The following is a 13869-nucleotide window of genomic DNA, read 5'->3' on the forward strand; positions in this document are numbered from 1 at the left end:
CTACCGGCTCGTGATCTGAATCGCTGGTTGTCGAATCAACCAATCGCGCAAGGCTTTCTGACTTCCGCCGCGGCGCGCGCCGGCGGCTTGCCCAGCGAGTGATCCCGCATAGGCTTGAACCGAACCAAATCGCACGGGCATGTAGACGAACTGCACGTTCGCCGAATTACCGTAGCGCGCCGCGATGATCGGCGCGGACTCTTCGTAAACGTGCAGCGGGGCGCGTAGCTTTCCGTTCCCGAGCTCGATTATTCGGCTGTACGGAACAGGATTGCTGATATCGATCTGTTGCCCCGGTTGCCAATTCTTGGCGTCCGGGACGTTGTGCCCGTCGATGAAAAGCATGTGGCTGTCGCGATAGAGACCCGGATGCGGATCGCCGCTAGAGCCTACCGGAGATCGATCGCGAAGCGTCTGTAGCGCGAACTTGCAAACATCATCCATATAGACGTAGCTATAAACGATGCGGCTCACAGCTTGATTGCATCATCCGGCGCGTCGTCTACGCCATCGACAGAGCGCGCAACCGCGCTCGGATTGAAGCCGGCGATAATCGTCTGATTTTCCGCATGCGTAGCGTTCACCAGGCGTGACCGCGCGGCATCCAGGGCATTGACGCGCGCCTTCATGAACCCGTTCTCGTCATACTTCCAACGCGCGTTGGCGAAGCCGTTTTCGTCGTATGTGTTTCGGTCGAGGGCCTGCCCGAAACTGTCGACCGGTCTATAATTTACCATCAGCCTGACACCCGAACATCGAGCCGAACCAACTCGCCATTGATCACCTTCGCATCAACGAACGTGATGGACCGCAGCACGTTTCGGACGATCATCTTGTCGGCGCCACCGACGCGCGGTATGCGCTGATCGACGTCAAACGGCGGTTGCAACGGAATATGACCGCCGGGCCACTGCGCGTTATTGATCTGGGTCGGCGACAAGATCACGTTCATTTCGGTCGCGGGGATCGCGGCAACAAGCTGCTGCACCGTCGCTGCGTTGACGCGCGCCCTGCACTTCACGTCGATATTGACTTGGTTCGGCGCCGTTCCTATCACCCGCCGAAGGATGATATCTTCGCCCGCTTGCGCCAGCGCGTCGTCTAGCGCAGCGATAAGATAGGACACCTTACGCCTGCGAAACGCCGTGAACGGTCAATTGTTCAGGCTGCGACTGAGCGGATGTAGTCGACGAGTCGTCCAAAGGGTCGCCGCCGTTCGACCCCTCGAGGGCGGCGACGTAGCTCTCAATCTCGCCGACAATGGCGGCCTTCCCATCCACCTTCTGGTGGCCCTTGGTGATGGCAGCAACGCCGCGGGCGCCAACCGCTTCGATCTTCGTGAGCAATCTGCCAGCACCGTCTTCAAGATCGTGCTCGAGCATCGCCATCGCTTTTGCTAGGCTCTGAAGTTTCGGTGTGGTTGTCATGTCGATTCCCTCGATTAGTTCGGGATGGCAGCTTAGATACTCAAGCCGCAATTTAAGATGCGAGATCGCGACGAAGGCCGTTAGGCGGTCCATTTCATCGCACTGAGGCGCGGAGACTTGCCGTCGTGTTCACATAGGCTCCGGTACTCACGAGGAACGCCGCGATCTGGTCGCCGAGCATTTGGTCATTGACTCCTTCGGCCGCCAGATCGGCGTAAGCCGCGACCGCCTTAGATGTCAGCGCCTGAAGGTTGACGATCTTGACGGCCGACGCGGTCGTGAAATCGAACCGCGCGCAATGACGCCAGGTCGTACCCTGATCGAAACTCGTCGCACAAATCAATGAGCACGTCGCGCCGCCGGAACCATATTGAAAATTTGCCTCGAGATTGCAGGCCGACATTCCCTGCAGACCGGTTGTCGGCGTGAGCAGTTTTAGAGACATCGCCGCGCTTATTTGCAGTGCAGCTAGGGTGAACGTGCCGGCGTTGATCATGTCATATCCTCAGACGGAGACCGGCACGCGGTAGGAATTCAAAACGTCGGCGATGTCGTTGGCGAAATTGCCGGATTCGGTGCCGGTGGAAATCCAAAATTGCTGTTCGATCACGCCTGGAATCGACTGTTGTTTCAAATTCGGATCGCGACCCTTAGAGGCATATCGGCGTGTGACCATGCGAATGATCGCGTCTTCAATATCTTCCGGAATATCGGCAAAGCCGCCGACAAATTTCGCGACGATCGGCCAAGCCGCCCATTTTCGCGGGTAGAAGTTCAGGCTATCGAGCCTGATCAGAGTGCCGGTATCGTAATTGACGCGGAAATCTGTGTTCTCGACAAGCGCGATTCCATTTTCCACGACGGAAATAATCGGAGCAATCACCGGCCAGCGCGATAACTGAAGGACGTCAACACCACCGGGCAACGTATATTGGAACGGTTCGCGATCCGGCCAGAATTCATCCTGCAACTGCTCGGCCTGGAATTTTCTGTTGCAGTATTGCGAAGCTGCGGCGGATGCGCTGGTGATATAGCGCTTCAGCGTGGCGTCCTTCGAATTGTCTAAAATCGAAAGCTCGTCTTTCACCTCGTCGATCGTCGTCAGATCATAATTCTGAAGCGCCGTCGAAAGCAGCGTGGTTATTACCTTGATGCCCATCGGATATTATCAGTCGAACGCGATGGCGAGCGCGCCGGTGGCGGTGCCAAACTTCGCGACAATTCCAGCGAGACATGGCCAATCGATGTTGTAGACGGTGCCGATCGCCGTGGCGGTCGGGATAGTCAGGATGGCGTTGGCTGCCGCCGCGGCGCCGGTCGTTGCCACGTCATTGATGGTGATGGGCGCGACCGCAGTCACGGTATTGACGATGATCCGGATGGCGCGGCCGGGCGTACCCTTGATGACCGTATCGGCGGTGACGTTAAGGCTCGAGGAATTGCCGCCGGAGCGGACGTCCGCGGCGCCGGAAGATCCGCGCGCGCGGCCAAGCGCAAATAGCGGTCGCTTGGGATCGGTCGCGTTTGGATCGTTGAGCCAAACCAGCGTATCCTCGGTGCCGAGCGGCGAGGCGCCAGCGGTCGGAACATTGAGCCCGAAGGCATCGTAGGTCGCGAACAGCGAGGCGTTGTTGACGATCGGATTGACCAGGTTGACCGTGACCGGCCCGGCGCCCACGGCTGGCGTGTTGTTCTTCGAAACGATTACTTCTTCGATTGCGGCGCCGGATGCGGTCGCGCTCAGGATCAGCGGCTGGCCAATCACCAGCCCATTAATCCACGGATTGTTCGTAAACTGAATAGTGGCAGCGCCAGCGACCGTCGAGGTGACGGCCATCTGCTGATTGTTCTTTCCCTGAATATTGCGGTCTGCATCGAGCGTCCAATTCGAGGCGAGGCCAGTGGATAGGGGCGGACCCCCGCTGTTCGATGCGAATTCGGACGCGATAGCGGCACCGATGCCCTGCGCCATCGGACCTTCGCCGGAGAAATCCCGCTCCTGGTTGAAAAGAAATGTTTGCACCGCATAGGGCTGCGTGTGCGTGAAAAGCGCGCCGCCTGTGGCAAACGCCACGGCCACGCTCGTATTGAGAACGACGGCCGTGATGCGCGCGGGCTCATAGTTCGCAGTGCCGGGTTCGAAATTGAGCGTGCCGCCAACCTTGAACCCTGAGGTATTGGCAATGGCCAGAGTCGCGGTAGCCGCGGCGGCTGCGACTGTGGTGGTGGATGTCGCGATGAATTCCTGCGCGAATTGCGCCGCTCCGGTCACAACGCCTTGACCGGGGATCTGATCGGCACCGGTAGCGCGCTGCCGGTCGAGATTTCCCCTGACGTTGACCAGTTGCGCAACGCCGCCCTGCAGCACGCCGTTCGCCGTTCCGGGCAACGCCTGATCGTCAGCGTTGTGAAACTGCGCCACCGTAGCCATCGCACCGGTCACGCCATCCTTGGTCGGAGATCCGACCGCAATCAGATTGTCGATGGTGCTCGCCGTAGAGGCGCCGGCGGGGCCAGTGGGGACGCCATTGGTAAGATTTACGGTCGTGATGTTTGTCATGAGATCAGATCATCCGCTTTGTAACGAGCGTCAGAACGCGATCGGCGGTCTGGGCAACGGGCGCCGCCGCCGTACCGGATCGAACCTTGATCATATTGATGCCGCGCCAGATGGCAGGATCCAGCGCGATATATTGCCCAAGCGCCGCAGTCACGGAAACGACCGCGGAAATGCTCTGCATTTCACCCCAAGTCGCACCACCATCAGCACTTACTTGAAACGATAGGCCCGCAGCATCCCATGCTGCCGGCATGGCGATGCCCGTCAAAACGCTGTCGCCGAGTGGCGCTGCCGCCGAGAGCGACGTCCCGTTGGCAATCGTAACCGATACCGGAGTGATGCCGATCGCGCCCATTCGGATTTTCCTTGATTTGAATTCGGGGAATGACGCGGCCCGAAGGCCGCATCATCCGATCAACCAGTGACCGCATCAGCGGTTCGACCAGAGATCCACCTTGTCGACGAGAAGCGTTGCGAGGCCCGTGCTAATCGTTTTGTAAACGGCGATATACGGTTGCAGGATCGCGTTGGCTCCGGTGGCGGCGAAGGCGATCGAACCTGTCGGATTGACGCGATTGCCATCGAAATAGAAGCCGATGTCTGTCACATCGGCGCAATTGAAGCGGAAGATGTGGAAGTTTGTATCGAGCGTAATTGCCGATCCGGCATTGGATGCGGCGATCGAATTCTGCGTAACGCCGTCCTGCGAGCGAAGAAGCAGGTTATTATTGGCCGTACAGCCAAACTCCAGGTACTTCACATTGTTGTCGGGGCCATTGATCCAGGCTGCGGCAAGTCCCATCACCATTTGAACGCCAGCGGCGCTCGGTGGCACCGAAAGGGCGGCGCGAGCCTCCCAAACCGTACCCTTGGTGACGTCGATCGCGAGATTGTCGTTCCAGTACAGAACAGCGTCCTGTTGTTCGCTGGTCGCGGTAAGAGCCAATTGAACTTGGCCGCCGCTCGCATTGGGCGCGAGCGCAACGGTCGGAAGGCCGGCACCAACGATTTTCTTGACCCAAGGATAACCGGCCGAGGGCGTGCCGGCGGCGGGAATGCCAGCGGTGTGGCCCGCGCCGATGAATTCCTCTGCGAACATCAGCGGCGACATCGGCATGACGGTTTCAAAGGTGTTTTTCTCGAAGAAAGTCTCGATGCCATTACGAAATTGCGAACCGGTGCTCATGGTATTCTCCTAACCGACCGCTCGATGACGGCCGCCAATGGTTGACGATTTGGAGGGTGAAACGGAGCGGCCCGAAGACCGCTCCGGAATTCATCAGTTGGAATAGGTGCTCGGAGGCGTTGCGGCCTGGTAGGAGCCGAGAACCAGAAGTTCAGCGCGCGTGACGTTCGCGGCGTTCGACGCTCCGGTTGAAATCGCGATCGAACGGAAGCCGTTCGCAACGTCCATGCAGGCTTCCGGCGTGATTTCGAACACGACGAGCTTGTCTTTCAGCGTCGCGTCCGTGGTGAACGAAGCTGCGGCAACCTGCGCGATCAGCGCGTCGGAAACGGAGGTATCGTTGACCAACCAAGTCGGTACAGCGGTGATCGCCTTCGAACCGGTGCCAGAAACGTCCTTGGCCTGCAGGATCGAGAACTGAACGGTCGCGGCGTTGCCCTGGTTGACCTCGGCGACGATGTACGCCTTGAGAGCGTTCTTCAGGCTGCGATAAGAGCTCGTGCGGCCAGCGGCGTCGGCCGCGGCGGCGAGAAGAGAAACGGGCGGCAACTGAGCCGCAAGTGAAAACTGGCGTGCCATGGTGAGTGGTCCTTTGCGATAAGGGGGCTACACCAGCAACCCCACTTTGAAAAAATATCGTCTGGTGACGAAGGCTAAGCGTTTGCCGCCAGGGAAGCGGACGAGCGTCCGTTTGCCGAGAGGCAAGAACCTCCCGGCCGAAGCCGGGAGGGAGTGTTCGAAAAATGAAGAGAAGGACTCAGCGAGCCGCGATCACAACGAACGGAGATTCGGTATTGCCACCCTTGAAACGGGTCCGGGCAGCAGTCCACATGGGCTTTCCATCGACGCGGTAGGTGATGCGGAAGACCATTTCGTCGGTATTGAACGAAACGTGCATCGAAGTAGCCATCTGCACGCCGCCCTTGTCGACCAGCATGTACTGGCTGAGATCGACCAGCGCGATGTCGCCGGGAACGCCGAGTGCGGGATTGTATTCGGTCGTCACGATCGGACGGCCCTTCAAAGTCGCGAACGGCGCGGCAGAGATGCCACCGGGCGGCATATAGACCAATGCACCGCCGGTTCCGACTGCGCCATTCAGCGCCGCCAACTGAGGCTCCATGTCCTGATTGATGAGCCACACGGCATTGCTGCGCGAACGCGAATTGCAGCGCGTCCACATCTTATCGATGTTCTCCTTGACGACCGTCCCGGCCTGCTGCCCCTGTTCTTTGGCGACAGATACGAGCGCCGGCGCATTGAGGAAGCCGAGCGGCTGACCGGCACCGGTGCCTTCGACGATCGCGTCTTCCGTCATGAACATGACTTCTTCCGAGAATGCCTGCGCAGCGATCGACGTCAACGCCGTCGAGTCCTGAAGGAGCTCGTCGGTCACGGTCATCTTCGAAATGAGTTTCTTCAGATCGAATTCGACCATGCGGAACTTCGGGCGGGACTCTGTACCGGTCACGCCCTCAGCCGCCCAGTTGGAGGCGACACCGCCCCAACGTGAACCGGTGGCGCGGCTGGTTTCGTCGACGCCGGGGATCTTCAGACCGTTCGCATTGGCGCTGATTGGCGTCTTGCTAACGCGGCTGATGATCTCGCCCATGTCGTGGGCAAGCATGAAGATCGAAGCGGCGAAGTCCACCTGAACGAGGAAGCCGCCACCAGTGGGATCAACTTCGCCGGCGCCGGTTGGCGCGCGAACGAGGCGGGAGTCGGTGCTCGATCCCTTGCTGGCGTAATAATTGAAGATCGACTGAAGCTGCTCTCCGAAAGAGCCGAAGTTCTTGGTCTTGTCGGGCGTAATGCCGAGGCCCTTGCGCGCGATGCTCAGGCAGTCGTCATATACAGCCTTGCGACCTTCGCGGGAACCGTAGTTGCGCGCTTCCGCAACCAGGCTCGAGAGAGTGCGCTCGGAGGTAACGGGCTCATGGCGGCCATTGTCGCCGCCTTCGCTGCCATCAAGAGGACGGGCCAGCGCCGCCGACGCCGACTGCGCGCGTTCGGCGCGCTCGATCTTACCCTTGATCACAAGGATCTCGGCCTCTTTCGCGGCGAACGCCGCCTCGTCGTCGACCAAACCGGCCAGTTCGTCACTTGCCGCGGCGTGCGCCCGGCGGAGTTCCTTAAGCATGTAGAGTCTCCATAGGAAAATGCTGCGCCAAACGCGCAGCGGTTAAACATCCGCCGGGACAGCGAATGAATTCAGTGAATTGAATTTCGAGATTTAGACCGCTTCGGCCTGTGCTTTGCGCGCGCGCGCGATACGTTCGCGGCGTTCACGCGCCGCCTTCTGATCGTCCAAAACGATCACATCGGGCTTTCCACTATCATCGGCGTCGGTCTCGGTTACATCCGCCGAGTCCGCAACGCCCTTCACGATGTCACAAGCCGCAGACAATTGCGTGTGCGCATCGCGAAGTTTCTTTTGATTTTCGGCCGATAGGACGCGACCAGCCTTTTCGATCTTGCCGGTTGCGAGATATTTCGCCCTCATCCGCGCCGCCCGGAAGCACCGCGCCGGAGCGCTCTTGCCTTCGGCGACATAGGCAAGTTCGACATCATCGAACCCTGTGGTGTCCGGCTCGTCATTGAAGTCGGCCAAGAATTCGGCGAGTTCTTCATTCGCCATTGCGGTGAACGCATCGGCGAGATCAAAAAGGATGTCGACCAGCATATTCGGGACGTTGCTGCCATCGCCTTCGATTTCGGCTTCCCATTCCGACCAGCTTGTCAGCATTCCAAGATCGGAAAGAATACTGATGAGGAAACCGAGATCGTAAAGGCCCTTTGTCTTGCGACCCAGAACCTTCCGGACCAATAGCGCGGAGCGGCGTTTGACCTTATCGGCCGGCGGCTCGATTACTTCGTCGACCAACCCGAGCCGATCGACGTCGATGCCCGCGGCGCGCGCCTGCACTAATGCCGTAGGCAGAGCGGGAACCGGAACCACCGAGATTTCCAGTAACTCCTGCTTCTTAAAATTTATGCCCTGCGGCCGACTCTTGTCCTTCGACAAATCCCATTCGATCGGCTGGAATCCAACCGACACCGCATTGAGGTAGCCGCCCTTGAGCATCTGATAGACGGCTTCAGCCTTCGGATTGACGGAAGCTTCCATGAACTCGATTTCGCCGACCAGGCGAGTTCCTTCGACGCGAACGTTGCGCGCTTTGCCGATCACGTTCTCGATCGTGTTCGCGTCGTGGCCGAACAGCGCCACGGGATTCGCATTGAAGGAATCCAATACCCAACCGCGGGCGTCGATCGTGTCGCCGTAACGATCGACCGAACCGTCACTGAAAACGAACTTCATCACCCGTTCGTCGCCAACCATTTGAAGATCGGCTGACGGCGCAAGGCGCAGCAACACGCCAGGCGCACTGCCCGACACTAGCTTCGATCGGAATTCAGCAATATCGACCACGGTCTTTTTCATCGTCGTTCCTTAGAAGCCGGGATCCGGCGAAGTACCTTCATCTGGGCGGCCGGCACCATCTGCCGGCGTGCCCGTAACATCTGAACCGTTGGCCGCAGAGTTCGCCGGCGTGAGCAGTACGTCACCGCCGGGAAGCGGCGGGTCGCCCTCGAGCGCGCGGCACTCGTTCTGCGTCTTGAGCCCGGAGATGACTTGCGTCCGGTAGGTGTTGACCCGCGTCGATTCTGCAGCCCTGAGAAGGCGCCGCTCGTCGAAGTCCGCAGTCAAATCCTCGTCGTCCAGATCGAACTTCTGAACGAATTTCTGCTCCCACATATCTAGATCGGGCATGATCGTGGTGTTGACGTAAGACTGATCCGCATCATCGAGCTTGATGCGTGAGCTTTCGCCGGCGACACCGAGTTTGTGCAGCGGCACGCCAACGGCTCGCGCCATCTCTTCAACGGAAAACTTCAGTTGATCTATGAATTGCAGATCGACCGAATTTAACTGCATCGGCTTCCATTCGAGGCCTTCCTCGAGGATCGCCGTCTTTCCTATATTCTGCAGTCCGGAGCGAAGCGTGTTCCACTGATCGCGCAGGCGATTCGCCGCGTCGACCGAAAGAGTTTTCGGCGTTTGCAGCACACCGCTAGGGCGCGCACCGTTCGCCATGAAACGGGCCTGCTGTTGCGTCAAGCCCATCGCGACGCCGATACTGTCTCGAGCAATTCCGATCGTCGAAAGGCCCGTCAGCATATTAAAGGTGACGTCACGTAGATGAAAGATATCGTCTGATGGTATCGTCAGGGGTAGACCCTGAAGCATCGCCATCTGAAACAGGCCATAGCGAGCCACGTTGTAGAAGATCGAACCGTCCGGTGCCTCGAGCAAGAGAACCGCGTCAGGGTTTACGGGTATCAGCGCGATCGGATCGCCGCGCATGTTCCGCAAAATTACCGCATATGCGTTCCCGCGGAGCAGGAACGACGTATGCATTTGAAGCGCAAACTCGAACCACGTCTGAATTACGTTTGGCCGCTTGAAAAGCTTCGCGACCGGATGGTTGGTGATCGGCTTTTCGCTTCGCGCACCGCCGACCGGCAAGAGCCTAGGAAGGCAGCGCGCCACATCCTTACTACGAATTGAAACACCGGCCTTGAACGTCAAAACGCCCATGGCCGATAGTTGATTGATGGACAATCCCGTCGCGGACGGGACGCTCCCTAATATCGGCAGAAATCCTGCATCGTCGCTGCTATAGCCCGACCGCTGCACAGCCGAGCGCGACATCCTCGAAAGTCCACCCATTATCGGACACCGAAGATGGCAACGCCCGCGAGTACCGCGCCAGGTATGGCCAGAGCCGCCGGCGGATATACCGGCCAGATGCCAACACCGATCAAGACGCAACCACCGAACAACAACACTTCCTGGAAGCCGATCGGCGCCGCGGCGGCCTGCAGTCCGGATTTGATGGCAGACCAGAACCGCGACATTCGCATTTCCTCAAACAACGAGCAGCGCGCGCTCTTCGTAAATCGAAGGGCCTCCCGACGCCGTAGGGTTCATCGCCATTCGATCAACAGCGCAGAACAGCGCCATCAGAGGATCGATCTTTCCGTAACCAGACGCATCGCGGACGATCCGCATTCCAGTTGGCGTTGGCTGCGTGATCGCATTGCCGGCACACCATGCCATCATGGCTTGGCCGCCGTGCTTAAAGGATCCATCGGCAAGCTTGCGCTCAATCGACTTAATGGCGCCCATCAGGCCGAAACCCTGGCGGACGCCTATCAGGTTTTCATTTTCTTCCGAAACGCCAATCTCGGCGAGCGCATCAACGATGAGACCGAGGCCAGCGGGGTCGGCGCCAACTTCGGCTAATCGTCCAGACGCCCTAACCTTCTCAATGACAGCCACCAACCCAGCGACATCTTCCGGCAAATGATCGACATACGTCAGGTCACCAGCGCCCTTAAAATCTTCATAGAGCGGACGATTGGCCTTGCGGCGCTCCAGCCCCTCTGGCGAGATGAACCCGTGCGTCCAAGCAAGCCATCTCTTCGTAACCCGCTCGCGGCCGACAACCGCAAGGCCCAAAATATCATCGAGCCCGCCACCATCGAACCCGACAGTTAGAACTTCCGATCGATCGATCACCGCATCAAGCGTGAGCCCAGGCTCAATGCCACGATGCCATAGCGGCGCTCCAGCCCAACCATTGCTGCGTAGTCCAATCCCGATCTGAACGTTGAGGTGCTGAGATGCCCAGCGCCTAAACTCCTCCTCACCGGTATCCTTCGCAGTCTGGAATTCCTGGTTCAGCCGATCGACCGTGATGCTGCGGCCGTTGTTTGGTGTGACCATCCACCAGTTGGTTGGATCGCCCCAACGCTCCTCATCCTTCGCGATTTCGTCCGGAAACTCATAGAGCACTGGCAGCATCGCGCCTTCGCGAAGGCCGTCGCGGATATCGCGGGCTTTATCGAGTTCGGACTTGAACACTCCCGCCGGCGGGCGTTCCGACTGCGTCGTGATGAAGACGAGAAAGCCTTCCTTCTGTGAGATCAGGCCGCCACGAAGCTGGCCGATAACCCGGTCCGCGTTCGCGTTGCCTGAAACGACGTGGAGCTCGTCGACCAGAATGCCGGCCGGTTTGACGCCGGTCAGAACCTTCGGGTCGAACGATTTAACCTGGAGCGTCGCGCCAGTCGGAAGATATGTGATCTTCTTTAGGTGAAACTGAATATGGATGCGCTTCGGATCGCGGAGCTTTGGATCCGCCTCGATCATACCCGCGACTTGGTCGAAGGCTATCTCGGTGATCGGCTGCGTTGGCGCTATCAGAAGGAACTCAGCGTTTGGCCTCTTGTTGATCAAGAGCGACGTCAGCATGAGCGCCGCGCCATTGGTGGTCTTGGAATTCTTCTTTGGCACCAATAGGAAGACTTCACGAACGTTCCGTTCGCCCGTCACCCCATCGATAGATCCGTGCAGCGCCCGCACGATGTCCCGGAACCAATCGCCCGCGGCATCCGCCAGCAACGGCTGGCCCGCCACGTCCGGAAGCCTCAGCTTATCGAATATCGTGACCGCGCGCCGTGCTGCCGCCTCATCAAGAGGGAGATTTGGCACCAACGACCGGGACTTGCTCTGTATCCTTTGCTGCCAATCCGGACACGCCAGGGAAATAGTCACTGAAGCAGATGATCCCAATCGTCGCCTGATTTGCCGGCCGCGGTGCCAGCGGTAGCGTCCGGCTGTTCCGGATCAGGAGACTTGTTGTCGGCCCGATCGGCATCAATGAACGCCTTCACGGCAAGACCCAGTGTCTTGAGTGTGTTCGCGCGCGCCGGGAGGTCCACCGCCCGCAACATGCCCGTCCGGCGCCGGGCATCGCGGTCGCCAGCACATTCCGAAATGATCATGTCCTCGAGCTCGTCGACCTGGGTCGTGGTTGCCATGAGCTCGCTCAGCATCCGCACGGCCAGATTCTTACCCTCGCGCGTAATGGTCTTTGCGTCTTCCGGCTTCCTGATCGCGGGAACGAAATCGAGCTTCTTGAACGTGCCGGTGTCTGCGGCGTCGGCGCGGATCATGCGCGACCAGTTGTTTGCCTTGGCCCGTTTCCGGATGGCGCCTTCGGAGACGCCGTACCACTCAGCGATTTGTCGGATAGAGGTTTTACCGGCCCGATAGTCCTTCTCTATCCCCTTCCAATCAATAACCTTTTTCTTTTTCTTCTTCATCGTCAGTACGCGCTAGTACGCACCCTCTAAAACCTCAAAATGCTCGAAAATCCGGCGATGAGTATGACTGCGGTGCTAGGGTGCTCGGGCTTCAAAACAATTAAACCGGCGGGGGTGCCGCCATCCGCCGGGCGCGCGCGCGCATCGTCTTTGCCGTGTGATGACCTCCGCACAACGCCTGCCCATTGGCCAGGTCTAGCGCGGAACCACCGTCCTTGATCTCCACGATATGGTCGGCGAATAGCCTGACACCCGACCGTCCGCAGCCTGGCCACTGACACTGCCCGCCCGCTCGCTCTACGACTGCGGTGCGCCACGCCCTATGCTCTGGCGTGGAGTAGTGGTCTGCCGCCTGCTTAGGTGGCGGACGTATTCGTCTAGTGTCTGCCGTACCCAGGCGCGGCCGGCTCATACTGAGCTTGCTCACTGCTTGGGCTAGGCCACCCGCGAGTAGGTCGAGCCAGCAAGCAAGCGCTGCACTTGCGGCTTGTTCCGGGCGCCTATCTCGGTAACAATGTCATCGGTCGACTTGCCAAGTGAAGCCAGGAACCTGGCATTGCGTATCTGATCAGGTTTCAGCCGATCGTCACCAGCGCAGATGACCTTCTCGGCATATGACGGGTCGCACCAATTCGCTGCAGCCAACGGGTTCGGTAACCCACGGCGCGATGCAGACTCAAAGAACCGGTTGACGATTTCTTGTTTGTCGTCCGGTGTGACGCGCTCATTAGCACCAGCGGCGCCGATCTGGCGCAGATACTTCAGGCCGGCATATCCGCCGGGGATCATGTTCAGACCCTTGGGATACAACGTCTCGAGGCTAACCATCTGCTCTTCAAGAGCCATAGCCTCAGATTCAGTCTGTCCGCAGGCGACAATCGTGTGATGAACGGTCAGGGCACGATCGGCCCAATGTCTAATAGCTTGATGGAAGCGATATCTCGAACCACGCTCTGCTGCGCGGACGTGTTCAGCCCATCTTGTGCGCCAACCGCGGCGCGTTACGCCAATATAGGAAAACGCATTTTCCGGAAGGCTTTTGCCGTTCTCATCGTGAACGTAAGTATGTGAGTATGTTTGATATTTCAATGAAATATCGGACGCAGTGCGAACTATCGACATTAGCGGCGCAGTGATCAAAACTCGCCGATCGCCACGCTTCAGAACGAACGTGGCGACCAAAGGCAATTGCCGGTCGCCGTATCTCTCGTTTCCTTGAGCTATTGCGGCAGCGTATCGCTCACCTTCAAATGGCTGGAAATGATAACTGAAATCGCCCGTTTCTTGATCGAGCTGAACGAGCATATCGCCGCAAGGAAGGTTTACAACCTCACCGGCTGGCGATGAAATAGCGCGCATCAGCTTGGATATTTCTCCACCAAACTCCTTGTCGAATATCGCATAGATGTCGTTGACGGCGTGGGCGAATTGCTTATCGAGACCAGTCAAAAACCGGAAATTATCCCAATTCACATATTGCAGCTTCATCAACCACCAAGTCTTGATTCGCGATCAAGCTA

General features: G+C 58.7%; 18 protein-coding genes. All 18 read right to left on the bottom strand.

What is annotated here, in order from left to right:
* Window positions 1–474 (bottom strand): hypothetical protein, encoded by a 474-nt coding sequence (locus B5526_RS06130; protein ID WP_244562207.1) that lies wholly within the window; start codon window positions 472–474, stop codon window positions 1–3.
* Entirely contained in the window at window positions 471–629 is a 159-nt protein-coding gene (locus B5526_RS37420; RefSeq protein WP_154071156.1) for a hypothetical protein, read from the bottom strand. The genes B5526_RS06130 and B5526_RS37420 overlap by 4 nt, the downstream gene beginning before the upstream one ends.
* A 107-nt stretch (window positions 630–736) precedes the next feature.
* Window positions 737–1126 (bottom strand): hypothetical protein, encoded by a 390-nt coding sequence (locus B5526_RS06140; RefSeq protein ID WP_079537410.1) that lies wholly within the window; start codon window positions 1124–1126, stop codon window positions 737–739.
* 1 nt (window position 1127) lies between these two features.
* A complete protein-coding gene (locus tag B5526_RS06145) occupies window positions 1128–1427 on the bottom strand; it encodes a hypothetical protein (protein WP_154071157.1) in 300 nt (99 codons plus the stop codon).
* 94 nt (window positions 1428–1521) lie between these two features.
* Window positions 1522–1923, bottom strand: a complete 402-nt coding sequence (locus B5526_RS06150) for a hypothetical protein (protein WP_079537412.1) — start codon at window positions 1921–1923, stop codon at window positions 1522–1524.
* A gap of 9 nt (window positions 1924–1932) precedes the next feature.
* Window positions 1933–2586, bottom strand: coding sequence for a phage head-tail connector protein (locus B5526_RS06155; RefSeq protein ID WP_079537413.1), 654 nt, complete (start codon window positions 2584–2586; stop codon window positions 1933–1935).
* A gap of 9 nt (window positions 2587–2595) precedes the next feature.
* On the bottom strand, window positions 2596–3987 hold the full coding sequence (locus tag B5526_RS38625; protein WP_197688416.1) for a hypothetical protein: 1392 nt from the start codon (window positions 3985–3987) through the stop codon (window positions 2596–2598).
* Between the two features lie 4 nt (window positions 3988–3991).
* The gene (locus tag B5526_RS37425; RefSeq protein WP_154071158.1) at window positions 3992–4342 is read right to left on the bottom strand and encodes a hypothetical protein; all 351 of its coding nucleotides are present in this window, start codon (window positions 4340–4342) and stop codon (window positions 3992–3994) included.
* Between the two features lie 75 nt (window positions 4343–4417).
* Window positions 4418–5173, bottom strand: a complete 756-nt coding sequence (locus tag B5526_RS06165; protein WP_079537414.1) for a hypothetical protein — start codon at window positions 5171–5173, stop codon at window positions 4418–4420.
* A gap of 93 nt (window positions 5174–5266) precedes the next feature.
* A complete protein-coding gene (locus B5526_RS06170) occupies window positions 5267–5752 on the bottom strand; it encodes a hypothetical protein (RefSeq protein WP_154071159.1) in 486 nt (161 codons plus the stop codon).
* Between the two features lie 178 nt (window positions 5753–5930).
* On the bottom strand, window positions 5931–7313 hold the full coding sequence (locus B5526_RS06175; protein WP_079537416.1) for a phage major capsid protein: 1383 nt from the start codon (window positions 7311–7313) through the stop codon (window positions 5931–5933).
* A gap of 93 nt (window positions 7314–7406) precedes the next feature.
* The gene (locus B5526_RS06180) at window positions 7407–8618 is read right to left on the bottom strand and encodes an HK97 family phage prohead protease (protein WP_079537417.1); all 1212 of its coding nucleotides are present in this window, start codon (window positions 8616–8618) and stop codon (window positions 7407–7409) included.
* Between the two features lie 9 nt (window positions 8619–8627).
* Window positions 8628–9800 carry a phage portal protein gene (locus B5526_RS06185; RefSeq protein ID WP_172841980.1) on the bottom strand — a complete coding sequence of 391 codons (1173 nt, stop codon included), beginning with the start codon at window positions 9798–9800 and terminating at the stop codon, window positions 8628–8630.
* Window positions 9801–9907: 107 nt separating this feature from the next.
* A complete protein-coding gene (locus B5526_RS06190) occupies window positions 9908–10096 on the bottom strand; it encodes a hypothetical protein (protein WP_154071160.1) in 189 nt (62 codons plus the stop codon).
* Window positions 10097–10106: 10 nt separating this feature from the next.
* On the bottom strand, window positions 10107–11798 hold the full coding sequence (locus B5526_RS06195; protein ID WP_197688417.1) for a terminase large subunit: 1692 nt from the start codon (window positions 11796–11798) through the stop codon (window positions 10107–10109).
* A complete protein-coding gene (locus B5526_RS06200; protein ID WP_079537420.1) occupies window positions 11795–12349 on the bottom strand; it encodes a hypothetical protein in 555 nt (184 codons plus the stop codon). Before B5526_RS06200 ends, B5526_RS06195 begins: the two co-directional genes overlap by 4 nt.
* A 100-nt stretch (window positions 12350–12449) precedes the next feature.
* Window positions 12450–12761, bottom strand: coding sequence for an HNH endonuclease (locus tag B5526_RS06205; protein ID WP_154071668.1), 312 nt, complete (start codon window positions 12759–12761; stop codon window positions 12450–12452).
* 23 nt (window positions 12762–12784) lie between these two features.
* Window positions 12785–13837 (bottom strand): hypothetical protein, encoded by a 1053-nt coding sequence (locus B5526_RS06210; protein ID WP_079537422.1) that lies wholly within the window; start codon window positions 13835–13837, stop codon window positions 12785–12787.
* Window positions 13838–13869 lie beyond the last annotated feature (32 nt).

This window comes from Bradyrhizobium lablabi (assembly GCF_900141755.1).
Classification (GTDB): Bacteria; Pseudomonadota; Alphaproteobacteria; order Rhizobiales; family Xanthobacteraceae; genus Bradyrhizobium; species Bradyrhizobium lablabi_A.

Coding starts and splice junctions, on each gene's coding strand:
- B5526_RS37420 (WP_154071156.1), bottom strand. CDS start 629: ATGAAGGCGCGCGTCAATGCCCTGGATGCCGCGCGGTCACGCCTGGTG.
- B5526_RS06145 (WP_154071157.1), bottom strand. CDS start 1,427: ATGACAACCACACCGAAACTTCAGAGCCTAGCAAAAGCGATGGCGATG.
- B5526_RS06150 (WP_079537412.1), bottom strand. CDS start 1,923: ATGATCAACGCCGGCACGTTCACCCTAGCTGCACTGCAAATAAGCGCG.
- B5526_RS06155 (WP_079537413.1), bottom strand. CDS start 2,586: ATGGGCATCAAGGTAATAACCACGCTGCTTTCGACGGCGCTTCAGAAT.
- B5526_RS38625 (WP_197688416.1), bottom strand. CDS start 3,987: ATGACAAACATCACGACCGTAAATCTTACCAATGGCGTCCCCACTGGC.
- B5526_RS37425 (WP_154071158.1), bottom strand. CDS start 4,342: ATGGGCGCGATCGGCATCACTCCGGTATCGGTTACGATTGCCAACGGG.
- B5526_RS06165 (WP_079537414.1), bottom strand. CDS start 5,173: ATGAGCACCGGTTCGCAATTTCGTAATGGCATCGAGACTTTCTTCGAG.
- B5526_RS06170 (WP_154071159.1), bottom strand. CDS start 5,752: ATGGCACGCCAGTTTTCACTTGCGGCTCAGTTGCCGCCCGTTTCTCTT.
- B5526_RS06175 (WP_079537416.1), bottom strand. CDS start 7,313: ATGCTTAAGGAACTCCGCCGGGCGCACGCCGCGGCAAGTGACGAACTG.
- B5526_RS06180 (WP_079537417.1), bottom strand. CDS start 8,618: ATGAAAAAGACCGTGGTCGATATTGCTGAATTCCGATCGAAGCTAGTG.
- B5526_RS06190 (WP_154071160.1), bottom strand. CDS start 10,096: ATGTCGCGGTTCTGGTCTGCCATCAAATCCGGACTGCAGGCCGCCGCG.
- B5526_RS06200 (WP_079537420.1), bottom strand. CDS start 12,349: ATGAAGAAGAAAAAGAAAAAGGTTATTGATTGGAAGGGGATAGAGAAG.
- B5526_RS06205 (WP_154071668.1), bottom strand. CDS start 12,761: ATGAGCCGGCCGCGCCTGGGTACGGCAGACACTAGACGAATACGTCCG.
- B5526_RS06210 (WP_079537422.1), bottom strand. CDS start 13,837: ATGAAGCTGCAATATGTGAATTGGGATAATTTCCGGTTTTTGACTGGT.